The organism is Marisediminitalea lipolytica (assembly GCF_001758465.1).
Classification (GTDB): domain Bacteria; phylum Pseudomonadota; class Gammaproteobacteria; order Enterobacterales; family Alteromonadaceae; genus Alteromonas; species Alteromonas lipolytica.
On the sequence record NZ_MJIC01000004.1, the window covers coordinates 64,033 to 88,216 of the forward strand.

General features: G+C 49.2%; 19 protein-coding genes. 8 read left to right on the forward strand and 11 right to left on the reverse strand.

What is annotated here, in order from left to right; translation table 11 throughout:
- Positions 1 to 17: 17 nt before the first annotated feature.
- Genes BFC17_RS01960 through BFC17_RS01970 form a run of 3 tightly spaced genes read right to left on the reverse strand, consistent with a single transcriptional unit; the run spans position 18 to position 3,528 of the window.
- Positions 18 to 944, reverse strand: coding sequence for an ABC transporter permease (locus BFC17_RS01960; protein ID WP_070174788.1), 927 nt, complete (start codon positions 942 to 944; stop codon positions 18 to 20).
- A gap of 9 nt (positions 945 to 953) precedes the next feature.
- Entirely contained in the window at positions 954 to 2,033 is a 1,080-nt protein-coding gene (locus BFC17_RS01965) for an ABC transporter permease (protein ID WP_070174789.1), read from the reverse strand.
- Complete coding sequence (locus BFC17_RS01970; RefSeq protein WP_139141976.1) at positions 2,023 to 3,528, reverse strand: ABC transporter ATP-binding protein; 1,506 nt, start codon at positions 3,526 to 3,528, stop codon at positions 2,023 to 2,025. Before BFC17_RS01970 ends, BFC17_RS01965 begins: the two co-directional genes overlap by 11 nt.
- 292 nt (positions 3,529 to 3,820) lie before the next feature.
- Here BFC17_RS01970 and BFC17_RS01975 point away from each other — a divergent pair, with 292 nt between their 5' ends.
- Positions 3,821 to 4,744 (forward strand): isopenicillin N synthase family dioxygenase, encoded by a 924-nt coding sequence (locus tag BFC17_RS01975; RefSeq protein ID WP_175439516.1) that lies wholly within the window; start codon positions 3,821 to 3,823, stop codon positions 4,742 to 4,744.
- A 21-nt stretch (positions 4,745 to 4,765) separates the two neighbouring features.
- Here BFC17_RS01975 and BFC17_RS01980 read toward each other — a convergent pair whose 3' ends face one another.
- The 5 genes from BFC17_RS01980 to sodB form a co-directional block, all read right to left on the reverse strand.
- Complete coding sequence (locus BFC17_RS01980) at positions 4,766 to 6,145, reverse strand: amidohydrolase family protein (protein ID WP_070174791.1); 1,380 nt, start codon at positions 6,143 to 6,145, stop codon at positions 4,766 to 4,768.
- Between the two features lie 122 nt (positions 6,146 to 6,267).
- A complete protein-coding gene (locus BFC17_RS01985) occupies positions 6,268 to 7,779 on the reverse strand; it encodes a SpoVR family protein (protein WP_070174792.1) in 1,512 nt (503 codons plus the stop codon).
- A complete protein-coding gene (locus BFC17_RS01990) occupies positions 7,779 to 9,062 on the reverse strand; it encodes a YeaH/YhbH family protein (RefSeq protein WP_070174793.1) in 1,284 nt (427 codons plus the stop codon). The genes BFC17_RS01985 and BFC17_RS01990 overlap by 1 nt, the downstream gene beginning before the upstream one ends.
- A 26-nt stretch (positions 9,063 to 9,088) precedes the next feature.
- Positions 9,089 to 11,011: a PrkA family serine protein kinase gene (locus tag BFC17_RS01995; protein WP_070174794.1), complete on the reverse strand. Its 1,923-nt coding sequence runs from the start codon at positions 11,009 to 11,011 to the stop codon at positions 9,089 to 9,091.
- A 235-nt stretch (positions 11,012 to 11,246) separates the two neighbouring features.
- Complete coding sequence (sodB, locus tag BFC17_RS02000) at positions 11,247 to 11,831, reverse strand: superoxide dismutase [Fe] (RefSeq protein WP_070174795.1); 585 nt, start codon at positions 11,829 to 11,831, stop codon at positions 11,247 to 11,249.
- Between the two features lie 476 nt (positions 11,832 to 12,307).
- Here sodB and BFC17_RS02005 point away from each other — a divergent pair, with 476 nt between their 5' ends.
- The 5 genes from BFC17_RS02005 (at position 12,308) to BFC17_RS02025 (ending at position 20,230) form a co-directional block, all read left to right on the forward strand.
- Positions 12,308 to 12,658, forward strand: a complete 351-nt coding sequence (locus BFC17_RS02005; protein WP_070174796.1) for a Grx4 family monothiol glutaredoxin — start codon at positions 12,308 to 12,310, stop codon at positions 12,656 to 12,658.
- A 334-nt stretch (positions 12,659 to 12,992) separates the two neighbouring features.
- A complete protein-coding gene (locus BFC17_RS02010) occupies positions 12,993 to 15,572 on the forward strand; it encodes a TonB-dependent receptor plug domain-containing protein (protein WP_070174942.1) in 2,580 nt (859 codons plus the stop codon).
- Positions 15,573 to 15,665: 93 nt separating this feature from the next.
- Complete coding sequence (locus BFC17_RS02015) at positions 15,666 to 16,208, forward strand: RNA polymerase sigma factor (RefSeq protein WP_070174797.1); 543 nt, start codon at positions 15,666 to 15,668, stop codon at positions 16,206 to 16,208.
- 12 nt (positions 16,209 to 16,220) lie between these two features.
- Entirely contained in the window at positions 16,221 to 17,252 is a 1,032-nt protein-coding gene (locus BFC17_RS02020) for a FecR family protein (RefSeq protein WP_070174798.1), read from the forward strand.
- A 95-nt stretch (positions 17,253 to 17,347) separates the two neighbouring features.
- Positions 17,348 to 20,230, forward strand: a complete 2,883-nt coding sequence (locus tag BFC17_RS02025) for a TonB-dependent receptor (RefSeq protein ID WP_083271545.1) — start codon at positions 17,348 to 17,350, stop codon at positions 20,228 to 20,230.
- Positions 20,231 to 20,261: 31 nt separating this feature from the next.
- Here BFC17_RS02025 and BFC17_RS02030 read toward each other — a convergent pair whose 3' ends face one another.
- Positions 20,262 to 20,456 carry a bacterioferritin-associated ferredoxin gene (locus BFC17_RS02030; RefSeq protein WP_070174944.1) on the reverse strand — a complete coding sequence of 65 codons (195 nt, stop codon included), beginning with the start codon at positions 20,454 to 20,456 and terminating at the stop codon, positions 20,262 to 20,264.
- A 259-nt stretch (positions 20,457 to 20,715) separates the two neighbouring features.
- Here BFC17_RS02030 and BFC17_RS02035 point away from each other — a divergent pair, with 259 nt between their 5' ends.
- A complete protein-coding gene (locus tag BFC17_RS02035; RefSeq protein ID WP_070174799.1) occupies positions 20,716 to 21,321 on the forward strand; it encodes a peroxiredoxin in 606 nt (201 codons plus the stop codon).
- 84 nt (positions 21,322 to 21,405) lie between these two features.
- Here BFC17_RS02035 and rnt read toward each other — a convergent pair whose 3' ends face one another.
- Positions 21,406 to 22,035 (reverse strand): ribonuclease T, encoded by a 630-nt coding sequence (gene rnt / locus BFC17_RS02040; RefSeq protein ID WP_070174800.1) that lies wholly within the window; start codon positions 22,033 to 22,035, stop codon positions 21,406 to 21,408.
- A gap of 203 nt (positions 22,036 to 22,238) precedes the next feature.
- On the opposite strand from rnt, the gene BFC17_RS02045 reads away from it, so the two are divergent.
- A complete protein-coding gene (locus BFC17_RS02045; RefSeq protein WP_070174801.1) occupies positions 22,239 to 23,117 on the forward strand; it encodes a flagellar protein MotY in 879 nt (292 codons plus the stop codon).
- 59 nt (positions 23,118 to 23,176) lie between these two features.
- Here the strand turns inward: BFC17_RS02045 and glpQ are convergent, their stop codons facing one another.
- Entirely contained in the window at positions 23,177 to 24,178 is a 1,002-nt protein-coding gene (gene glpQ / locus BFC17_RS02050) for a glycerophosphodiester phosphodiesterase (RefSeq protein ID WP_175439517.1), read from the reverse strand.
- Positions 24,179 to 24,184: the final 6 nt, after the last annotated feature.

A 24,184-nucleotide genomic window follows, 5' to 3' on the forward strand; every position in this document is an offset into this window, starting at 1 on the left:
TTAAGTTAAACCGGCCATTAACGACTTTTATGCCATGGGATGGCTAAGGCTAACGGGGCGAAAAGTTTATGTCTGGTCTGGTTTGAGGATAAAATGACTAACACCACAATAGTGGCCGCATAAGGAAGTGCAGCCAGTAAATTGGGTGATATGTCAGCGCCAAATACCTGAGCGACCAGGTGAAGGATACTTGCCAGACCAAACAGATAAGCGCCCAGTAACACCCGACTGATTCGCCAGCTGGCAAATACCACCAGAGCGACGGCAATCCAGCCTCTCCCGGCGGTCATGTTTTCCGCCCAAAGCGGCGTGTAAACTAATGACACATAAGCGCCGGCTAATCCTGACATTGCTCCGCCAAATAACACCGCCAGGTAGCGAACCTTAAGCACGGGTAAGCCTAACGCATTGGCAGCATCAGGATTTTCACCCACCGCTTTAAGGATTAATCCTAACCTGGCGTATTTGAGGTTCCACCACAGTAAAAACGTAGCGGCCAGGCTGGTGTAAACGAGGATGTCATGTTGAAAAAAAGCCGGGCCTATAACACTGATTTCACTCAGATGCGGCACTGCCAGAGAGGGTAACCCCGCGATTGACTGGCCCTGATAATCGGTACCAATAAATGCAGATAGGCCGGTACCAAAAATAGCCAGCGCCAGCCCACTGGCTACCTGGTTAGCCTGTAAAGTGAGGGTGATAAAAGCGAAGATGGCGGCCATGACAATGCCAGTCAAAACGCTGGTAAAAATACCCAGCGCGTAGCTGTCAAACTGACTCACCACGATAAAGCCGGTCACCGCGCCCATTAGCATCACCCCTTCCTGACCGAGATTGAGCACGCCGGATTTCTCGCAAATAAGTTCGCCTAATGCAACCAGCAAAATAGGAGTGCCGGTGCGAAAGGTGGCATACAGTAAGCTGGCGAGCAGATCTAAGTCCATGTTGGTTCCTTAATGGTTTGGCTGCGGCGTAACTGTGCCGGGGCTAAAGCGGATCCGGTAACGAATAAGGACATCGCAGGCCAGAAAGAAAAACAGCAGCAGGCCCTGAAATAAACTGGCAATCGCACTGCTTAATCCCATTTCAATCTGGCTGAGTTCGGCGCCCATGAACAGCAGCGACACCAGCAAACCGGCCAGCGTGATGCCCACCGGGTGTAGTCGTCCCAGTAAGGCTATGATGATGGCTGAATAGCCGTAGCCGGGAGACACGGTCGGCACCAACTGACCCAGCGGACCAATAACTTCTACAGCGCCAGCCAGTCCGGCGAGGGCGCCACTAATAAGCAGGACGACATAACCTAAGCGTTTAACCGGATAACCGGCCATCACGGCTGCTTTGGGATCCTGACCTGCGACCTGGATCTGAAATCCAACAAAACTTTTAGCCAGCAGTAACCAGGTAAGCGGCATGACCACACAGGTAAATAAAAAGCCAACATGTAAGCGGGTATCCGGCCAGAGGACAGGCAGTAAAGTGGCCTCAGAAAATAACGCAGATTCCGGAAAATTAAAGCCGCCCGGGTCTTTTAGGGGACCATAAACGGCCCACTGCAACAAATTCATAGCAATGTAGTTAAGCATGATAGTGGTGAGTATTTCGCTGGTATTAAAGCGAAACTTTAACAGGCCCGCGAGCAGTGCCCACAGCGCCCCACCGGTCATTCCGGCCAGAATTACGCTGGGTATCGCCAGGGATGACTCGCTGTCTAAAAATTCAAGGGCGACGGCGGAGCCCACTAAAGCGCCCATCAGGAGTTGTCCTTCAGCACCAATATTCCACAGTGAGGCCCGATAACAAATAGCCAGGCCGTAGGCACAAAGTAACATTGGCGTGGCTTTTAACAGCCACTCAGAAAGTCCGAAAGCATCACTGATACCCGCAATAAAAAACACATACAAGGCATGCCCGGGCGCGTCAGTTAACCAGGCAAATAAAAGCCACCCGCTAAGGAGTGTCAGCATCGTGGCCAGCAGTGGCGAAAGGTATTGCCATTTGTAATCGGGAACAGGGCGAAGCTCAAGATGCATGGGCAAACTCTCCTAACATCCACTGGCCAAGCTGATCCAGGCTTACCTGATTTGCTGCCATCAGCGGGGATAACTCGCCATGGCACAAGGCGCCAATGCGATCGCAGAGCGTAAACAGTTCGTCGGTGTCTTCTGAAATAATCAAAATCGCGCAGCCGCTGTCTCGCAGGGTCAGCAAGTCCCGGTAGATATGTTGCTGGGCGCTAATGTCAACGCCCCAGGTCGGATGCGCGGCAATTAAGAGTCTGGGCTGTTGCTGAAGCTCCCGACCGAGAATAAACTTTTGTAAATTGCCGCCGGATAGTTGATTCGCGTTAGCTTCAATGCCCGGCGTTCTGACCCCAAATTTGGCGATAATTGACCGGGTAAGCTGTTGCACCGCCTGAATGTTAATAAACCCGTAACGCAACAAGCCCTGGCCGTAGCACGTCAGCAATGCATTGCTGACCAGCGACATGTTGGCCACTGCACCGCGCCCCAAACGTTCTGCGGGTACATAGCCCATGCCCGAACTGCGTCGCTCAACTGGCGAGGCGGCTATGACGGATTGACCATTAAAGCGGATGTCGCCAGCAGGACGTTGATACTGATTTATTTCGCCGGACAAGGCTGACAGTAGTGCCTCCTGACCGTTACCCGCGACGCCTGCTATGCCCAGAATTTCACCTTGTTTTACGTCAAAACACAGGTTTTTCAGCGCAGTGTCATCGCCCGGATAAGCGCGAGTGGATAAACCTTCAACGGTTAAGAATGACTGGCTGGCAGCGCGGCATTCGGTTTTTGTGACAGACGATTGATCGCCCATCATTAATTTTGTCAGGGTACTGAGTGAGGTCTGACCCGGAGTAATTTTTCCGCTGACTTTGCCCCGTCGTAAAATAGTAGCACTATGGCAAATCCGGGCTACTTCGCTTAGTTTGTGGCTGATAAAAATTACCGCACAACCTTTGGCAGACAAGGTGTTAAGCAGCGCGAACAGCTGTTCTGCCTCCTGCGGGGTGAGCACGGATGTGGGTTCATCGAGGATTAGAATCTGAATATCCTGCAGCAGACAACGAATGATCTCGACCCGTTGTTTTTCGCCCATTGACAGGGTACCGACCAACTTTTCCGGTTCTACGTACAGTTCATAAGTGGTGCGTAAGGCCTCGATGGCTGAGCTGACCTCGGCGGGCTTTTGCGCCAGTGCCAGGGCAATGTTTTCGGCAACGGTCATCGAGTCGAACAAGGTAAAGTGCTGAAATACCATGCCAATGCCGTAGCTTCTGGCGTCAGCCGGGCTGTTTATCGTGACTTTTACGTCGTTAATAAAAAGCTCGCCTGCATCCGGTTGAACCACACCGTAAATGATATTCATCAGGGTGCTTTTACCTGCGCCGTTTTCGCCCAGCAGGGCATGAATTTCCCCGCGATTCAGCGAAAATGAAATATCATCATTAGCCACACAACCAGGGTAGGCTTTAGTTATATTCTTAAGTGCCAGTCGGGTAGTCAAACGCTCCAATGCTCCGCAAAATGTTGACCACTTAGTCAGTGAACTACTCAAAGCAAATATGTGACCAATTCTGACTTCCCGGGGCAAATCCAGCCATGGCGGGAGGTTCGCCCGGTAGCGGGCAAGTCAGAGTGGAGGGAATGTTGTTAATTGGTGCAGTTTTGTCTCATTGTGATGCAAAATCACTGGCCAGGACATTGCCCGTTGCTTAATTTCGTGCTTTAGCGCTGTGGACCAAATGGTCAGAAATTTGCATCGACGGCATGACAATTTACGACGCAAGGGGCGCAACGTGTATATTCCTGTTATAGATTTTGCCGGATATAAGGATGATGAACTCTCTGTTAAACAAGCGTTAGCAAAACAGATTCATGAGGCTCTGCATGTACATGGCTTTATGGCTATTAAGAATATTGGCATCAGCAGCGCAGAGGTCGCCAGAATTTTTGCAGTTAGTCAGGCGTTTTTTGCGCTACCCGAAGCGCAAAAATTACGCTCTGCTTACCTTGGGGCTCAGTACAATTTTGGCTTTCAGGCGGTATGTGACGAAAACCTCGATCCGAGTAAACCCGGCGATATTAAAGAGACGATTACTTTACGCTTTAATCAGCATGACAGAGCAAATCGCTTTCCCTGGCCTTCGGCCGAATTTCGTCAGGATGCACAATATTTTTATCAGCTGTGCCTGAATGCGACGTTCCGGCTGATGCGGGTATTGTCCTGTGCACTTTCGCTGCCTGATGATTACTTTATTAAGGTACACAGTGATGAGAACATTTCGTTGCGCTTACTGCATTATCCTGCAGTGGCTCAGGATACCGTAATGGACCAGCAACTGGGGTGCGGCGCGCACACCGATTACGGACTGGTCACTTTGCTGTTTCAGGATAATGCCGGGGGACTGGAGATTCAGGATCGTAATGGCCAGTGGCACGACGTAGAGCCCATGGCGGACACCATCATAATTAATACCGGCGATCTGATGGAACGCTGGAGTAATGGCATTTACCGCTCAACGCCGCACCGGGTGCGTCCGCAAACTCAGGCTAAAGACCGTTATTCCATTGCCTTTTTTGTTGATCCCGCCTCAGAAACGGTGATCGAAACGTTGCCCAGCTGCATTAGTGAGGATAATCCCAATCGGTATGGGCCGATTACCGCTGGTGAGCATTTGCAGGAGCGACTGGCAGCCACCCATCTGGTGCTAAGAACCTGACGGGTAGCTCTCCAGGCTTTATCACAGCACGCCGGTTTTGTGCAGCAGGCGCTGCAAATTTGTGCTTAAACGCTGGGTTAAAGCCTGTGTGTCGAGATTTTTTACCTGACCATTGACGACCACTTCATTGCCGTTTACCCAGGAACGGGCTACCTGTACGGGTTCGCCAGCAAGCACCGGTGCCAGGGCCGGTGTATGAACGCCCTGATAACGATAATGAGACACGTCGTAAGCCACAATATCCGCCAGCATCCCAACTGAAAGTGAGCCGAGATTGTTGTAGCCGAGTACCTCTGCGCCGTTACGGCTCGCCCAGTCCACACATTGCGTGGCCTGAGTACTGCTGGCACCGTGTAACGCGCGGTGCAGTAACCAGGCGAGGTTAGTTTCCTGAATCATAGAGCCAGACTCTGCCGACGCTGAACCATCTACCCCTAACGAAATTTTCATTCCCGCTGACTGCATGGCCAGCACCGGCGCTACGCCACTGCCAAGGCGACAATTAGATGTGGGGCAGTGGGCAATGTTAGTGCCTGTTTCTGCCAGCAGAGCGATGTCGTCTGGTTGGGTGCTTACTAAATGGGCAAACCATACGTTGTCGCCCAGCCAGCCTACGCTGTTGGCATAGTTAACCGGGCTTAAGCCATATTTTTGCTGCGCCTGCTCGTTATCAAACGCCACTTCGAGTAAATGGGAGTGCATACCCAGTTTATGCGTTCTGGCAAATTCCGCTAATACGGTTAAACAATCCGGTGTGCAGGAATGGATCAAGCTGGTGGGAGCGATCACCAGTTTTTTCATTGCCGCCTCTTTTGCCTGATGGTGCTGTTGTAAACTGCGTTGGTAACGGGCGAGTATCTGGTCGATGGATTCGGGCACAATCCCGGCTTTCTGCATGCCTTTATGCGAACCGGCCACGTTGGCACTGCCGCTACATAGTACAAAGCGTATGCCTAAGTCACTGGCGGCCTGCCAAACGGCTTCTTCCACTTCCGGAGTACTGTTCGCGTGATAAAGGTAATGATGGTCAGCACAGGTGGTTGCGCCGCTGCGCAGTAGTTCCGCTAAGCCAATCAAGGCGGCATCATACATTAAGTCAGCAGAAATATGCGGCCAGAAACGATAGGGCACGGCTGCCAGCCAGTCGCCTAAGGGCTGGTTAAGACCTTCGGGAATACCTTTTAATACTGACTGCGCTAGATGATGATGGGTGTTCACCATTCCCGGATAGATAACCCAATCGGTTGCATCATAAAGGGTTTCGTCGACCGCCGGAGTTAGCTGGCGGCCAAGCTCGGCAATGACCCCGTCACGCACCCGCAAATCACAATGTTCAGATAAGCCGCTTAACGACTGCTTGCTGTCAAAAATCGCTTTGGCATTTTGGATTAAAAAATTCATAACAGGAACAACGGCTAAACTGCAAAGTTAATAATGGGTTTATTACCATAAGGAAGGAGCAGGCGGGCCGTCAATCACTAAATTGCAGGCCCGTCTGTAGAGGGTGTTACCAGAGCTGTCTGTTACAGGCGAACACAGCGGGCTATCACCTGAGCATCACCATCTTCATCGAGTTGCTCAAGTTTGACATCAAATTTCCACAACCGGTGTAAATGGCGCATCACTTCGTCTTTGCTGTCGGCTAAAGGAATACCATTTTGGGGTACATAGCGCAGGGTTAACGAGCGATCGCCCCTGACATCCACGTTGTACACCTGAATATTCGGCTCAAGATTACTCAGGTTGTACTGCGCAGAGAGCTTTTCTCTGATTGCATGGTAGCCACGCTCATCATGGATAGCCGATACACTCACATAGGGTTTATCTGAGTCATCCTCTACCGAGAAAAATTTGAAGTCCCGCATGACTTTAGGCGACAAAAACTGACTGATAAAGCTTTCATCCTTAAAATTATGCATGGCAAAGTGTACGGTTTCAAGCCAGTCTTTACCGGCAATATCCGGAAACCAGTAGCGGTCTTCTTCCGTCGGCTCCTGGCAAATACGCTTAATATCCATAAACATATTAAAGCCCAGCGCATAAGGATTAATACCGCTGTAGTAAGGACTGTTGTAGTCTGGCTGAGTCACCACGCTGGTGTGGCTGTGTAAAAATTCCAGCATAAAGCGGTCGGTCACCAGGCCTTCATCGTAGAGACGATTCAGAATGTGGTAGTGCCAGAAACATGCCCAGCCTTCGTTCATTACCTGGGTTTGTTTTTGCGGGTAAAAGTACTGCGATACCTTACGTACAATACGCACAATTTCCCGTTGCCAGGGTTCCAGTAGCGGCGCATTTTTCTCAATAAAATAGAGCAGGTTTTCCTGCGGCTCGGCAGGAAAGCGGGCCGCCGTTGGCTGGTCTTTTTCCTTGCTGTCGGGCAGGGTACGCCACAGTTCATTGACCTGAGACTGTAAATATTTGGCGCGCTGTTTCTGGCGGCTCTTTTCTTCTTGCAACGAGAGCTTTTGCGGACGTTTGTAACGGTCTACGCCAAAATTCATCAACGCATGGCAGGAGTCCAGCGTTTGCTCAACTTCTTCGTAGCCATATTTTTGCTCGCACTTGGCAATGTAGTTTTTGGCGAACACCAGATAATCGATAATTGAGCTGGCATCGGTCCAGGTTTGAAACAGGTAGTTGCCTTTAAAGAATGAATTATGCCCGTAACAGGCATGGGCCATAACCAGCGCTTGCATGGTGATGGTGTTTTCTTCCATCAGGTAAGCGATACAGGGGTTAGAATTGATGACGATTTCGTACGCCAGGCCCATCTGGCCACGGCGGTACTGCTGCTCGTTCTGAATAAACTTTTTACCAAACGACCAGTGTGTATAGTTTATTGGCATGCCGATGCTGGCGTAGGCATCCATCATCTGTTCGGCCGTAATTATTTCAATCTGGTTGGGGTAAATGTCGATTTTAAAGTCTTTGGCAATACGATCTATTTCAGCCTCGTATTGCGAGAGCATGTCGAAGGTCCAGTCTGGTCCGTCGCTTAACGTTTTTTTCGCTTCTGCTAATTCAGCCGTCATTAGCCACCTCCGCTGGTTTCACTGGTTTTTTCAAACAGTTCACGGAATACAGGATAGATATCGCTGACCGAGATAATGTGTTTGCAAACAAAGTTATTACAGGCTTCCTCCACACTTTGATATTCGCGCCACAGGCTTTGATGCTGGCGTTCAGTAATTTCTATGTAGGCAAAATAACGGGTCACGGGCAGTAATTTCTTAATCAGAATTTCGCGACAGTGAGGTGAATCGTCCGCCCAGTTATCACCGTCTGAGGCCTGCGCGGCATAGATATTCCAGTCACTGTCCTGATAGCGCTCGCGGATAATCTCATCCATTAGCTTTAGGGCACTGGAAACAATGGTGCCGCCGGTTTCCTGAGAATAGAAAAACTCCTGTTCGTCGACTTCTTTAGCCTGGGTATGGTGACGAATGTACACCACCTCGACGTTTTTATAGGTCCGGCTTAAAAACAGGTAAAGCAGAATATAAAAACGTTTTGCCATGTCTTTGGTAGCCTGGTCCATTGAGCCGGAGACGTCCATTAAGCAGAACATCACCGCCTTACTGGTGGGTACCGGTTTTTTGGCATAGTTTTTAAAGCGCAAATCAAAGGTGTCGATAAACGGCACTCCGGCGATTTTTGCTTTTAACTGCGCGATGGTTTTTTCCAGTTCAATAATCGCTACGGTATTGTCGTGCTTATCGGCTTTTAAGGCTTCCAGCTCTTCTTCGGCTTCACGCAGCTTGCGGCGATCCGCGGCGGTCAGCGCAACCCGACGAGCCATAGACCCTTTTAGCGAACGGACGATATCCAGATTGGTCGGCACGCCATCGGTTTGAAAGCCCGCGCGATAGGTTTCGTACTGAACCACCTGGTCGAACTGACTGTTTTTTAAATTAGGCAGGGCCAAATCTTCAAACAGTAAATCCAGGTATTCGTCTTTAGAAATTGAAAAGGTAAAGTCATCTTCACCTTCGCCGCTATTACCGGCATCGCCCTGACCCGAGCCCTGACCGCCCTGAGGCGGCGGCCGGTCAATGCGATCACCTGCGGTAAACTGGTCGTTGCCCGGATGAACAACGGTGCGTTTACCGCCTTTGCCGGTATGAAATAACGGTTCGGAAATGTCTTGTTTAGGAATGCTGATATGTTCGCCAGACTCGACGTCGGTCACCGAACGTTGACCGACGGCGTCTGACACAGCGCGTTTAATTTGTTGCTTGTATCGTTTTAAAAACCGTTGACGGTTAAGGGTGCTTTTCCCTTTGCTATTTAACCGGCGGTCTATGAAATGTGCCATACAACCCCTTCACGCTAACTTGCACCTTACGATGCTTTGCGAACACGCAGGTACCATTCGCACAGTAACCGTACTTGTTTTTGTGTATACCCTTTCTCCACCATTCGGTTCACAAAGTCGTCATGTTTCTTACGATCTTCGGCTGAGCCTTTGGTATTAAATGAGATCACTGGCAGTAAGTCTTCGGTGTTTGAGAACATTTTCTTCTCAATCACAGTGCGAAGTTTTTCGTAACTGGTCCAGTTAGGGTTTTTACCGCCATTGTTGGCGCGAGCCCGAAGCACGAAGTTAACGATTTCGTTACGGAAATCCTTAGGGTTACTGATGCCGGCTGGTTTTTCCGTTTTTTCCAGTTCGGCATTCAGTGATGCACGGTCAAACAGTTGTCCGGTTTCCGGGTCACGGTATTCCTGATCCTGAATCCAGAAATCGGCATAGGTGACGTAGCGGTCAAACAGGTTCTGGCCATATTCAGAATAGGACTCCAGATACGCGGTTTGAATTTCCTTACCGATAAACTCCACATAGTGCGGAATCAGGAACCCTTTGAGGAATTCTTTATAACGATCGGCGGTTTCCTGCGGGAACTGCTCTCGTTCGATCTGGCGCTCCAGCACATAGAACAGGTGAACCGGGTTAGCGGCGACTTCGGCGTGATCAAAGTTAAATACCCGCGACAATATTTTAAAAGCAAAGCGGGTAGATAATCCTTCCATGCCCTCATCGACACCCGCGTAATCGCGGTATTCCTGATAGGACTTGGCTTTCGGATCGGTATCTTTCAGGCTCTCACCGTCGTACACCCGCATTTTCGAATACAGACTGGAGTTTTCCGGCTCTTTAAGGCGGGACAGTACAATAAACTGTGCCAGACTTTTCAGTGTATCCGGGGCACAAGGCGCGCCGTGGAGTTCACTGTTTTGTAATAGCTTGTCGTAAATCCGCATTTCTTCGGAAACGCGTAAACAGTATGGCACTTTGACAATATAAACCCGGTCAAGGAATGCCTCATTGTTTTTATTGTTGCGGAAGGATTGCCACTCAGATTCGTTTGAGTGGGCCAGGATCAGACCGTCAAAGGGCAGGGCAGAAAAGCCTTCTGTCGGGTTGTAGTTACCTTCCTGGGTGGCGGTAAGCAGAGGATGCAGCACCTTAATCGGCGCTTTAAACATTTCCACAAACTCCATTAAGCCCTGGTTGGCCTTACACAGCGAACCTGAATAGCTGTAAGCATCCGGATCGTTCTGGGCAAACTGTTCCAACCGGCGAATATCCACTTTACCCACCAGAGATGAAATATCCTGGTTGTTTTCGTCGCCGGGCTCGGTTTTGGCAATGCCCATTTGGTCAAGGATGGATGGATACACCTTCACCACTTTAAATTTGGTAATGTCACCGTTGTATTCGTGCAGGCGTTTACGCGCCCAGGGTGACATGATGGTTTTGAGATAGCGTTTTGGAATGCCGTATTCTTTTTCCAGAATATGGCCATCTTCGTTTACGTCAAATAAACAAAACGGATGGTCGTTTACCGGCGAGTCCTTAATCATGTAAATCGGCACTTTTTGCATCAGCTCTTTGAGCCTTTCTGCCAGTGATGATTTACCACCGCCTACCGGACCTAACAGATACAAAATTTGTTTTTTCTCTTCCAGGCCCTGCGCAGCGTGGCGCAGATAAGACACGATTTGCTCGATAGCTTCTTCCATGCCGTAAAACTCATGGAATGCCGGATAGCGGGCAATAATGCGGTTGGAAAAGATTCGGCTGAGTGCCGGGTCGGTGGATGTGTCTACCATTTCAGGTTCGCCAATGGCTGCTAATAACCGTTCTGCGGAATTTGCGTAGGCCATCGGGTCGTTTTTACAGATGTCTAAGAATTCCTGAATCGTAAACTCTTCTTGCTTATGTTTTTCATAGCGCTCTTGGTAATGCTCGAAAATACCCATAAATACCCCTGTATAAAAAACGGTCTCCCGTACTTCCAGCATAGACCTATAATTTCAGAAAACAATGGGGTAAAGCGGTTATTCGTCGTTTATTTTTGCAACAAAAATGTTAATAAAATCATGTGGCCCAAGTGAAATAAGGGCTGGCAAAGAGTGATGAATTGCAGAAAAAAGTGAAAATAATCAGTGGGGGTAAGAAGGATCGTACCCGCCATGAGCGGGTACGAAAAAAGGATTACGCGCCGAAGTTTGCAGCAGCGAATTCCCAGTTAACCAGGGCCCAGAAGCCGCCTAAGTACTTAGGACGCAGGTTACGGTAATCGATGTAGTAAGCGTGTTCCCACAGGTCAACAGTCAGCACTGGAGTCAGGCTGTCGTCAGTCAGTGGAGTAGCAGCATTGCTGGTGTTAACGATGTCCAGGCTACCGTCGGCAGTTTTAACCAGCCAGGTCCAGCTTGAACCAAAGTTATTTACCGCTTTATCGTTAAATGCAGCCTGGAAGTCTTCAAAAGAACCCCATTTTGCAACGATTGCGTCTGCCAGTGCGCCAGTTGGCTCACCGCCGCCATTCGGGCTCAGGCAGTTCCAGTAGAACGTGTGGTTCCATACCTGAGCAGCGTTGTTGAATACGCCACCTTCAGAAGTCTTAACGATTTCTTCCAGGCTCTTTGATTCCAGATCAGTACCTTCCACCAGACCATTCAGTTTGGTCACGTAAGTGGCGTGGTGTTTACCATAGTGGTAATCAAGTGTCTCAGCAGAAATGTGTGGCTCCAGAGCATCTTTTTCATAAGGTAACGCTGGTAGTTCAAAAGCCATATGAGTCTCCATTTTCTTGGTTAGTTGTACGTAGTCTGTTATCAGAATAAGTTTATTTTCTAACGGCCATTTATCCCGACCCCCTAAGATATAGGGACGGATTTGTTTAACCCAATGACAATTAGATGAAATTTTTAATTTTTGAGTTAGTTGGCGGTGGTGGGAACCTGTTGCTTCTCAGTCACAAAACCGATAACCAATCCAAATGTTGTTGCGAATCGTAAAAAACTGACTGTAAATTGTCATACAGATTAGCCTATGCGGCAGCGAAACACCAACAACAGCTTGATATATCATAGGCGTATTTACGCTTATCGGATCACTCAGTTGCGGCATAATCCTGTCAACGCGCAGTTAGTTGGCAAAGAGAGTGTATGTGGCAAAGAGAATAATGATACAATTGATAATTGTTAACCCTTGAAAAGGGGGTAAACTGCATACATATATCAGCAAATGTAAAAAGTTAAGAGGCATTCATGGAAAACAACGGTGAACAAACCACTTTAGAGCGTATCAAGCAGCAGATTTCTGAAAATCCTATTTTGCTGTACATGAAAGGCTCTCCGAAATTACCAAGCTGTGGTTTTTCGGCGCAGGCTTCCCAGGCACTGATGTCCTGTGGTGAGCAATTTGCTTATGTTGATATTTTGCAAAACCCTGATATTCGCGCAGAGCTACCAGCCTATGCTAACTGGCCAACCTTCCCGCAATTATGGGTAGACGGTGAGCTGGTAGGTGGTTGTGACATCATCCTGGAAATGTTCCAGCAGGGTGAATTACAGCCGCTGATTAAAGAAACCGCCGCGAAAAACAAGCCAGCAGAATAATTGCTGCAAAGTATGTTACAAGCCGGCTGCTTTCAGCCGGTTTTTTTTTGCCTCAGAATCAGCAATCAAACAACCTGAAATACGTCTGAAAAAGCGCAATTTTTACCCCGCCAAATACCTATAGACAAGTCACAAAACCGGATCCTCCATCACTAAAAAATATATTTCTTATTTTGTATTTTTTGTTTGTTTATTAGTTGGTTAACGACTATAAGACAGTGGCTGCAGGCATAGGCCAATGCAGTGTTGAAGAGAAAATACACAGATAAAAAGACGGTAGGTTGCATTGCAAAAAGGTGCAGCAATACCGGTTACAAAAATCCGGGAAACCATTATGAAAACAAATTTGACGAAATTATCCTCGCAGCTTCGTCTGGTGCTGGCAGCTTCAGTTGCAGCAACCAGTGTGGTTACTGCGCCAGCGTTAGCTCAGGATGATGCCGAAGCCAAATCAGTAGAAAAAATTGCCGTAGTCGGAACACGTGCAGCACCACGTTCTATTGGTGACTCTGCCGTACCAATCGATATCATTTCAGAAGAAGAGTTCACTAATCAGGGCGCTACCGACATGGTATCCATGATGCAAACCGTGGTGCCTTCGTTTAACGTAAACGACCAGCCGATCAACGATGCATCGACCCTGGTACGTCCGGCTAACTTACGCGGTATGGCGTCGGATCACACTCTGGTTTTGGTTAACGGTAAACGTCGTCACCGTTCAGCGGTTATTACCTTCCTTGGCGGTGGTCTGTCTGATGGTGCTCAGGGCCCGGATATCTCAACCATTCCATCCGCGGCGTTAAAGCAGGTTGAAGTGCTGCGCGATGGCGCAGCTGCACAATATGGTTCTGATGCCCTTGCCGGGGTAATCAACTTTGTACTGAAAGACAGTGATGAAGGCGGCATGTTTGAAGCACGCCACGGTTCTTATTACGAAGGCGACGGCGACATGCTGCAACTTAGCGGTAACATCGGTATGCCGTTGGGCGACAGTGGCTTTGCTAACTTCACCGCTGAATACCGTACCGCAGATACGACGTCACGCAGCGTGCAACGCGACGACGCGGCTGCCTTGATTGAAGCAGGCAATACCGCAGTAGCCGATCCGGCGCAAATCTGGGGTAACCCGGAAATCAAACACGATTATAAATTATTTGCCAACCTGGGTATGGATTTAAGCGATGACTCACGCGTATACCTGTTTGGTAACTATGCCGAGCGTGAAGTTGAAGGTGGATTCTACTATCGTAATCCGCATACCCGTGGCGGCGTAGCCGACGGCGGTGTCGATACTAATGGCACGCCATTACTGCTGGTTGGCGACCTGGATGGCGTTGGCACCGGGGTTGAGTGTCCGCTGGTACGTATTACCGACAATAACGTACTTGATGACGCCGATTACGCTTTGATTGCCGATAATTCAACGGCAGTTGGTGCTAACTGTTTCGCGTTTAACGAAATGTTACCGGGCGGTTTTACACCTCGCTTTGGCGGTGTGGTAGAAGACATGTCTTTGGTACTGGGTACCAGTGGTGAATTTGGTAACGAAATCGGTTACGACGTTAGCCTTAACTTTGGTCAGAACTCAGTTGATTTTGCTATCAACAATACCATTAACCCATCGTTAGGTCCGGATACGCCTACTTCGTTTAAACCGGGTACCTACACGCAAACTGAAAAGACGCTGGATATCGATTTAACCAAGCCACTTGAAGTGGGCCTGTCTGAGCCATTATATCTGGCTGGTGGTTTCCAGTACCGTCATGAAACTTACGAAAGTGAAGCCGGCGATGCGGCCTCCTGGTCAATTGGTCCACTGGCGTCTCAGGGCTTTGGCATCGGTTCTAACGGTTTCCCAGGCTTATCTGCTCGCAGTGAAGGCGAAGCGTCTCGTCATAACATCGCGTTTTATCTGGATGCCGAAGCTTACCTGACCGACGATTTACTGTTAACCGCTGCAGTACGTTACGAAGATTTCTCTGACTTTGGTGACACCACTAAAGGCAAAGTGTCTCTGCGTTATCAGGCAACCGAAAGCATTGCCCTGCGTAGCGCTTACAGCACAGGTTTTAAAGCGCCAACCGTGGGACAGAGCAACGTGCGTAACGTATCAACCCTGTTTGGTCAGGACGGACGTCTGATTGACCGCGCTACACTGCCTCCGACAGATCCTATTTCAGTACAAAAAGGCGGTACGCAGTTAACGCCGGAAGAATCTGAAAGCATCAGTGTAGGTATTGTGGCTGAGTTTGACAGTGGCTTGTTCCTGACAGTGGATTACTACCATATTGAAGTGACTGACCGTATCAGCACAACCTCTGGCATTGCGTTAACTGAAGCGGATATCGCTGCACTGCTGGCGCAGGGCGTTGAAGATGCGTCCAGCTTCTCAGAAGTAAGCTACTTTACCAACGACTTCGATACCACTACCGAAGGTGTGGACATTGTGGCCAACTACTCGATGGATATGTTTGGTGGTGAAACCAAGTATGCACTGGCTTACAACTGGACTTCCACAACCGTTGATGATGCGTCTGATAACATCTCGGCTGATCGCGTGCACATGCTGGAAGATAACCTGCCAGCAACTCGTTACAGCCTGACTGCAAACCACACCAACGGTGACTGGCGCGTGCTGGGTCGTCTGAACTATGCGGGCAGCATCTTTGAAGATCACCTGGATTCAGGCCTGCCTATCGATAACGTGAGCTCTGAGTACACCTTTGATCTTGAGCTTGGTTATAACTTCACTGATAACATGCAATTGGTGTTAGGAGCGAAGAACCTGTTTGATGAGCGTCCTGATCGTAACGTTATGTGGGATAACGAAGTGGCGGGTTCTAAATACCCAACCACGTCGCCTATCGGCATTAACGGCGGTTTCTACTATTTAAGAGCGCTTTATACTTTTTAAGGTAAAATAAAGTCATAGCCAGCCGGCACTGTCCGGCTGGCTGTTTTGCTAACCAATAATAAAGTATAACCCTTTGCCAGATATGCAAAATACATGAGCGGTTCATCTAAAATTGCGGCTACCTATCTGAAGTATCGCACCCGACTGATGCGGGCGGTGTCAAATATCGTGGACGACAATGACATAGAAGACATAGTACAGGATGCCTTTGTAAAAAGTTACGAAGCCGAACTGAAGCAGGATATTGAGTACGAACGCACGTATATGTTGCGTACGGTACGAAATCTTGCGCTTAATCATGTGTCTCGCTCAGCACATAAATTAAATGACCAGGTCGAGAACATGGACCTGTTATTAGATAGCAGCCACGATGCCTCACCAGAGCATCAGACTGAAAGTAAACAACGATTTATTCACTTTTGTCAGGCAACAGAAAGTTTGTCGACAGAAGTAAAACGCGTCTTTTTGCTAAAGAAAGTGTACGATATGAGTCAGCGTGATATCGCAGAGCTGTTACAGCTTAGCGAAAGTACCGTTGAGAAACACGTCGCAAAAGGACTTATGCAGTGTGCGCAGTTTTTAGCGCGGCAACAGCAACCCCAGCGCAGGGATGATAGCCAGTCGAATCTGGGGTAGGTCAACAGTAGTATGAGTAACATAAGCCAATTTAACAGCAAAGAAACTATTCAGACCAGAGCGTGCGAGTGGATCGCCGCGATTGACCGTGGTTTATCCGCCGCCGAGAAAAACGAACTAAGCCACTGGCTTGGGGCCAACAACTCTCATCAGAAAGTGCTGCTGGAAATGGCTGCGCTGTGGGATGACATGAGTATCATGAGCACCTTGCAGGGGCTTATCGAAAAACATCCTGCCAGTAAATCTAAAAAACGGGCGGTGTGGCCGCTAATCGCTTCAGCAGCGGCAATTACCCTGTGCGCTGTGCTTAGCTGGCAGTGGCTGGCTCGTCCGGTGATGAACGCGCCACAAATGGCAGAAGTGCAGCAAAGTAGTACGCAGGTGGGCGAGCAAAAAACCATTAGCCTGGCCGACGGCAGCAAAGTGTTTTTGAACACCGATACCGCAATTAAAGTCTCTTTTTTTTCCGAAGCCCGCCGTGTGGAACTGCTCAAAGGCGAAGCCCATTTTGCCGTGGCTAAAAATCCCGAGCGGCCGTTTACCGTTATTGCGGGTAGCAACTCGGTTACCGCAGTAGGGACGGCATTTAATATGCAGTTTACGCAGCAACAGGCTTTTGAACTCACAGTCACCGAAGGTAAGGTGCGGGTATCCAAACAAGAGCTTGCCACTAATGAGAATGCAGCCACCCAGGCAAGTGTTATCGAACAGGAAGGCGTAATGGTTTTTGCCGGCGAGAAAGTGTTGGTTGCCGATAAAGTGTCTGACAAACAATCACTGACCCAATCTGAAATAGCGCAAAGCCTGGCCTGGCAAGACGGTCAGATTGTATTTACCGGTGAGAACCTGACCGACGTGCTAAGCGAAATTGGCCGCTACACCCAGGTGCAGTTTGTGATTGATGATGCCGAAATAAAAAGTACCCGGGTGGCTGGTTATTTTCGGGTGGGTGATATTAAAGGCTTACTGGCTGCGCTGGAAAACAGTTTCGCGATTAGCGCCTTTGAAGACAAAGACAACCGTATTCATCTGCGCGCTATGTAAAGCAACACCATAAAAAATGTGCACTACCGGGCACTTTGTGTAACTATTAGCGGAATTTTACCAAACGTTTACAAGTTACATTGCGCAACAGTTACTTGAACTGCCGGTTTTGCTCGTTATTGCTGGTGGTCGTTGGCCTGATTTGGCCGGCGGTCAGCTCTGGCAAAGAAGACCCTTCCGGTGCTACGTATCATGATTTTTCAGTACGTACCCAAACGGCAGACAAATCACTTATCGAGGTGGCCGGACAGGCCAGGACGACCCTTTTATTTCCCTTCGAATTAGCCCAGCAGGTTGTGTTGCCTGGTATTGAGGGGCGGTTCACCCTTGAACAAGCGCTCACCCGCCTGTTGCAAGACAGCCCGTTGACCCTCAATCGTGGCAATAATGGGTATCTGACCATAGTGCCGCGACAAGTCGAAGTCGTGGTTGCTGAAGAGCCGTTACCCGAATCCACCAAAGAGCAAGAAAGTGAGCTACCGGTATTTGAACGCATATCCGTGCTGGGAAACCGAGCTTCAGCCCGGGGGGCTTATGACTCTGCGGTGCCGCTGGACATTATTGCGGTAGACAGCCCGTTTTTCGCTGGCAGCCCAACCATGCTCGATGCACTGACTAAAACCGTACCGTCACTAAATGTTAATGCGCAAACCACCAATGACGCGGCCATGCTGGTTCGCCCGGCCAATTTGCGCGGTCTCGCTTCTGATCATACGCTGACACTGATTAACGGCAAGCGCCGGCATCGCTCGGCGGTGATTACGTTTTTAGGCGGCGGTTTGTCCGATGGTGCGCAGGGGCCTGATATCTCTGTGTTACCGGTCAGTGCCATAGAGCAAGCCGAAGTGCTGCGCGATGGGGCCGCTGCCCAGTATGGTTCTGATGCTATCGCCGGCGTGATGAACTTTAAACTAAAAAGCACCCCGGGTAAGGGCAGTATTTCAGTGAGTCGTGGCGAGTTTTCGGCCGGAGACGGCGAACACTTCGCGGTGCAGCTGAGTCAGGGGATTGCCGTTGCCGAAGAGGGCAATTTACAGTTAAGTGGCGAATATCAGCAACAGCAACCCACCAATCGAAGCGTGCAAAGAGGGGATGCGCAGTCACTGACAGATGCGGGCAACCTGTTTGTAAATACCCCCGCACAGGTATGGGGTAGTGCGGCCATGGATGAGGATATAAAGCTGGCGGTTAATTTGTCACTGCCACTGAATGCCCGGCACCAGTTTTATGCATTTGCGCTGGGCACCCGGCGGGAAATGGAAGGTGAGTTTTATTATCGTAATCCCCAGCGTCGCCAGGGCGTTTTCGTCAGTGCCCCCACTTCTGCACAAAATTTACTGATTGCCGATCTGGATGGCGTGGGACATGGGCTGGAGTGCCCGGTAATTGCCGTTACAGAGCAAAACGTACTGAACAATGAAGCCTTTTTACAAATAGCTGCTGATACCCCGCTAGGGCAAAATTGTTTTGCCTTTAATGAATGGTTTCCTGGTGGCTTTACACCGCGCTTCGGCGGTACCGTAAAAGATGCCACGTTTTATCTGGGGAATCGCGGCGAGCTGGTGAATGACTGGCAGTATGATGTGAGCGCTGGCGTGGGTTATTCCAGTATTCGCTATTATATTCATAATACGATAAACCCTTCCTTAGGGCCGTTGTCACCAACCGAGTTTAATCCTGGCGGAGCATCCCAGCTGGAGCGAAACGCCAGTGTGGGACTGATTAAAAGCTTCCCCGGCGTCGGTTTTGAACCTGTTACCCTGGCCATGGGCCTGGAATGGCGCAGCGAACGCTACCGCCAGATAGCAGGTGATGAGGCCTCTTACGAAGTGGGCCCCTATGCGCAAAATGTCACTGGCGCTGCCTCCGGTTTCTCGGTAGGCGCGAACGGTTTTCCGGGCTATCGCCCGGAAACGTCGGGGGCCTGGCAACGGGAAACCCGCGCTGTTTATGTTGATGTAACGATACCGGTGTCGCCATCCTGGCTGACGACGGCGGCATTTCGGGCGGAAAATTTTTCAGATTTTGGCAGCCATGTGGATGGCAAACTAAGTGCCCGGTGGCAGGCAACCGAGTTACTGGCTTACCGTGCTTCGGTCAGCAGCGGCTTTAAAGCACCTACCGTGGGTCAGAGTAATATCATCAACATCAGCACTAAGTTTGGTCTGAGTGGACTGGAGGATCAGGTTACCCTGCCGCCCTCTAATGCCGTGGCAAGGCAGCTTGGTGCCACCCCATTAACCCCGGAAGAATCGGTAAATGTCAGCGTAGGGATAATGGCGGATTTTGCCACTGATGCACAGTTGAGCGTGGATTTTTATCAGATTTATCTAGCCGACCGTATTAGCACAACATCGGCTATTCCCTTGGATGAACCGACCATTGCCTTACTTATAGAGCAGGGTTTTGGGGAAGCCGAAACCTATCGCAGCGCCAAGTTCTTTACCAATGATTTTGATACCCGTACCCGTGGTCTTGATGTGGTTTTAAACTGGCGTTTTGCCCTGTTTGGCTGGCAGCACGAACTACTGGCAATGCTTAACTGGACCGATACCCAGGTGACCAGAGTCAGTGCCCAGGAGATTGCTCAGCGCCCCGATGCGGTTAATCTTACAGCCCAGCGCATAAGAATGCTGGAGGATAATTTACCGTCCTATCGCGCCAGCATAGGTTTAACCCAACGAGCGGGGGAGCACCAGCTCGCCTGGCAGCTGAATTACTACGGCGCTTTTTACGAAGATCATCTGGATGCCGCAGCGGGCTTTAACATTGAATCCGGGCAACGTGTTACGGTGGATGTGAGATGGCTGTATAATTTTACTGAACAATGGAAAGTGACATTAGGCGTAAACAATCTGTTGAATACCCAGCCGGATCTTAATCCTTATCGCTACTTAGCCGGGGCCAAATACCCGCCAACCAGTCCGGGCGGTTTTGATGGCAGATATGTGTTTGCCACAATGAATGTGAGTTGGTAGAAAAAGCTAAGGGCAGAAACAAAAAAGGACGTTAACCAACGTCCTTAAATAAACTTTCATCGATTATCGTCGCATCGATAATTTGCTGGGCCATCTGAATGCATTTGCCGCACTGAGAACCTAATTGCAGCTGTTCACGCAGATCACGTATGTTGCCCACGCCGTTGCTGGTAACAGCCTGACGTATCGCGGTATCAGTTACACCGTAACACATGCAAACGTACATAATTAAGCTAACTCCAATATCAATATGCAAATGATAATAATTGTTATTTGTGGTTATTGCAAATAATTTGTGCAAAATTTTGACAATCAGGCCGTCGGAATAAACAATGACAGTCCTTGTCTGGTCTGATGAGTTGGAAAAGTCCCTTTCATCAATTGTAATTTCATCTATTGCACTCAATATATCAGGCAGCAACAGGCACTGATGTGATTTACATCATATTCCCGTGCTAATTACATAATGATAATGGAGAACAGATATGAGCGTACTAGTTGGTCGTCCAGCCCCGGATTTTACTGCAGCAGCAGTGTTAGGCAGTGGTGAAATTGTTGACAGCTTTACTTTAAGCGAAGCCATTAAAGGTAAAAAAGCGGTCGTCTTTTTCTATCCTCTGGACTTTACTTTTGTATGTCCATCAGAGCTGATTGCGTTTGATAAGCGTTATGAAGAATTCACTAAGCGTGGTGTTGAGGTTATCGGTGTATCTATCGATTCTCAGTTCTCACACAACGCATGGCGTAACACCCCGGTTAACCAGGGCGGTATCGGTCCGGTTAAATACACTCTGGTAGCTGACACCAAGCACGAAATCTGTCAGGCGTACGACGTTGAGCACCCAGAAGCTGGTGTGGCTTTCCGTGGTTCATTCCTGATCGATAAAGAAGGTCTGGTACGTCATCAGGTAGTTAACGACCTGCCATTAGGCCGTAACATCGACGAAATGCTGCGTATGGTTGATGCCCTTGAGTTCCACGAAGAGCACGGTGAAGTATGCCCGGCTGGTTGGACTGAAGGTAAAGCAGGTATGGATGCAAGCCCTGAAGGTGTTGCTAAATACTTGTCTGAAAAAGCAGAAGAACTGTAAGGTTTTCTTATTGAGGCACCATCAGGTGCCTCTTTTCACATTGCAATGCAATAACCCACAGTATATGCACTAGCAGTTAACGCCTTATTCGGCAAGTGGCCACCCTCCCAGACTCGCATAACGATTCACGATATAACAAAACAACTCTGCCGTTTTCTGCGCGTCATACAGTGCCGAATGTGCTTCATTCTGATCAAAACTGATCCTGGCGGCCTGACAGGCTTTAACCAGAACGGTCTGGCCCAAAGCAAGACCCGATAAAGTCGTGGTGTCAAAAGAGACAAACGGGTGAAATGGCGTGCGTTTTATATTGCATCTCTCAATAGCGGCATTTACAAACCCCTGATCAAAGGTGGCATTATGAGCCACTATCACACTGCGTTGGCAATCGGCTTCCTTTTGCAGTTTTCTGACATGCTTACACAAGCCTTTCATGGCTTCGTCTTCGTCTATAGCACCGCGCAGGGCACAGTGAGGATCGATACCGTTAAAATCCAGAGCAGCCTGTTCGAGGTTAGCGCCGGGGAACGGATTGACGTGAGCATGGTAGGTGTGAGCTGGTGTCAGCATACCATTGTCGTCCATGCTAAGTGTGACAGCGGCAATTTCCAGTAAGGCGTCAGTGTGGGCATTAAAACCGGCGGTTTCGACATCAATAATGACCGGAAAATAACCTCGGAAGCGCTGAGAAAGTGGGGGTATTGTTTGCGACATATCACTCAAAAATCTGGTGGATTGACAGAGAACCAAACTCACTCACTGAATCAGAAAGCCTGAACAGATAAATGGAGTTCTCAATAAGACACGAATTATGTCAATATTAGCGCTGACTATCTACCCGGTGCTAAACTTTTCTTGTCAGATGACGATAAGTTAAAGACCAGGACGAACTGGCTTATCCATTTTTGAGGCAGCAGATGTTGAAATCCGTTTCGCATGTATCAATTGCAGTGTGTTTATGTTTGGTTGCAGGCGTAACTGAGGCGTCGTTACGCCAGTACCACTCGTCGGTTGAAAGTTCACAATGGCAGTTAAGCAAAAGTACCCGGTTAAACTGCACTATCAGCCATTCCTTGCCGGGGTATGGCGAGGCACAGTTTACCAGTGAGGCGTCAAAACAGTTAAACATGGAATTTGTGCTGGATATGCAGCTACTGCCAAAGCGTTTTGGTTCGGCGGCGGTTTATTCGGTGCCGCCTAAGTGGATGCCGGGCGTCAGAGCCCGACAAATTGCGGATATGACCATCCGCACTCAGTACGATGGCGATTTACCCGAAGAAACAGCCTGGACTATGTTAAGCGAGCTGGAGAAAGGATTCTGGCCAACTATTTATTACCAGGATTGGTACAATCCTAACGACAAAGTGGCTGTAGGCCTTAATGCCAGTAACTTTGCGCCGGTTTACCGTGATTTTGTCAGCTGCGTGTCTAATTTGTTGCCGTACAGTTTTGAGGACATCAGTTACACCGTACTGAGCTACGAGAAAAACACCACACAGTTGTCCAAGTACTCCAAGCGTCGTCTGGCGATGATCAGTGATTACCTGCGCGAAGATAATGACCTTGAACTGGTGCTGCTCGATGGTTATACCGATAGCTACGGTGGCTCCTGGAACAACCAGCAGCTGTCAGTGCGTCGTGCTAACGAAGTGAAAAAGTTCCTCACTGACCTGGGCGTCGGGGAAGATCGCATTGCCATTACCGGTCATGGCGAGAAACGTCACATTGCGCCAAACACCACCAGCCAGTCCAGAGCCACAAACAGAAGGGTAGTGGTGCGGATGGCTAAATCATAGCCTTCGGCAGCATTTTACAGGATAAAGCCGTTAGATACTGCTAACGGCTTTTTTGTGGATTATTGCGCTGCGACAAAGGCTTTAACCGGCGGCACCTGGTCGGTGAACAGCCCTTCAAACTGCCATTTTTTTACAATCAGCATTAACAGTTGCTCTGCCTGAATTCCCGGTGGCAGGGCATCCGTACGAAACGTATAGGGGTGAATGACCAGGCCCGCCTGTTGTGCGGCAACCACCCAAGGGGCTAATTCCATGGTGGGTTTACCCTCTTTTACGGTAGTAACGTGTGCCAGCCAGGGACCAATGCCCTGAACGTAGCGACTTGCCGCTTGCATCCCTTCAGGTGTTTTTAATTTATCGTAGTTAGTTGGCGTCTCATTCCAACTGTTTTCAGCGATAAGCTGGACCAGTTTTACTTTGGCTCCCAGTTCATCCCGCAGACGTTTAATTTCTTCAAAATCAAAACACTGAATATAAATATTCGCTTCTGCGTCATCCAGGTTGTGCTGGCGCAGCACTTTCAACACGGCTTTACTGATGTCCACTCCCTGCTGCTGGTGCCACGCCGGCGATTTAATTTCGGCATATAAACCCACATTCTGGCCGGTGGTGCGGTTGAGGGACGCTATAGTAGTAATTTCTTCTTCGAAGGTGGGAATGGTGAAATCACCGCTGCCTAGATAGCGATGAGGAAATACCTGTTGTCCCTTCTCGTTGGTACGTTCGTGCACGCGCAGGGTTTTAAGCTCAGCAAGGGTAAAATCCAATGCATAAAAACGCCCGTCCTGGCGCTGTCGTGCGGGAAACACCTGCTCTACGTTGGTCACGGTTTCAAGGTGAATATCGTGCAGTACCACTAACTGGCCATCTTTGGTTAACACCAAATCCTGCTCGATATAGTCAGGCTGCTGGGCATGCGCCAGAGCGACCGCTGCGAGGGTATGTTCTGGTAAATAGCCCGATGCAGCCCGGTGGGCAATAATATCAAAGGCCAGTGACTGAAAAGAAATCAGGGTGGTTAACGCCAATAGCGCAACCGGTTTTATTAAGGTTTTAAGCACAACTGT

Excerpts from the sequence above, each read along its gene's own strand:
- BFC17_RS01960 (WP_070174788.1), bottom strand. The coding sequence starts at position 944 with ATGGACTTAGATCTGCTCGCCAGCTTACTGTATGCCACCTTTCGCACC.
- BFC17_RS01965 (WP_070174789.1), bottom strand. The coding sequence starts at position 2,033 with ATGCATCTTGAGCTTCGCCCTGTTCCCGATTACAAATGGCAATACCTT.
- BFC17_RS01980 (WP_070174791.1), bottom strand. The coding sequence starts at position 6,145 with ATGAATTTTTTAATCCAAAATGCCAAAGCGATTTTTGACAGCAAGCAG.
- BFC17_RS01985 (WP_070174792.1), bottom strand. The coding sequence starts at position 7,779 with ATGACGGCTGAATTAGCAGAAGCGAAAAAAACGTTAAGCGACGGACCA.
- BFC17_RS01990 (WP_070174793.1), bottom strand. The coding sequence starts at position 9,062 with ATGGCACATTTCATAGACCGCCGGTTAAATAGCAAAGGGAAAAGCACC.
- BFC17_RS01995 (WP_070174794.1), bottom strand. The coding sequence starts at position 11,011 with ATGGGTATTTTCGAGCATTACCAAGAGCGCTATGAAAAACATAAGCAA.
- sodB (WP_070174795.1), bottom strand. The coding sequence starts at position 11,831 with ATGGCTTTTGAACTACCAGCGTTACCTTATGAAAAAGATGCTCTGGAG.
- BFC17_RS02005 (WP_070174796.1), top strand. The coding sequence starts at position 12,308 with ATGGAAAACAACGGTGAACAAACCACTTTAGAGCGTATCAAGCAGCAG.
- BFC17_RS02010 (WP_070174942.1), top strand. The coding sequence starts at position 12,993 with ATGAAAACAAATTTGACGAAATTATCCTCGCAGCTTCGTCTGGTGCTG.
- BFC17_RS02015 (WP_070174797.1), top strand. The coding sequence starts at position 15,666 with ATGAGCGGTTCATCTAAAATTGCGGCTACCTATCTGAAGTATCGCACC.
- BFC17_RS02020 (WP_070174798.1), top strand. The coding sequence starts at position 16,221 with ATGAGTAACATAAGCCAATTTAACAGCAAAGAAACTATTCAGACCAGA.
- BFC17_RS02030 (WP_070174944.1), bottom strand. The coding sequence starts at position 20,456 with ATGTACGTTTGCATGTGTTACGGTGTAACTGATACCGCGATACGTCAG.
- BFC17_RS02035 (WP_070174799.1), top strand. The coding sequence starts at position 20,716 with ATGAGCGTACTAGTTGGTCGTCCAGCCCCGGATTTTACTGCAGCAGCA.
- rnt (WP_070174800.1), bottom strand. The coding sequence starts at position 22,035 with ATGTCGCAAACAATACCCCCACTTTCTCAGCGCTTCCGAGGTTATTTT.
- BFC17_RS02045 (WP_070174801.1), top strand. The coding sequence starts at position 22,239 with ATGTTGAAATCCGTTTCGCATGTATCAATTGCAGTGTGTTTATGTTTG.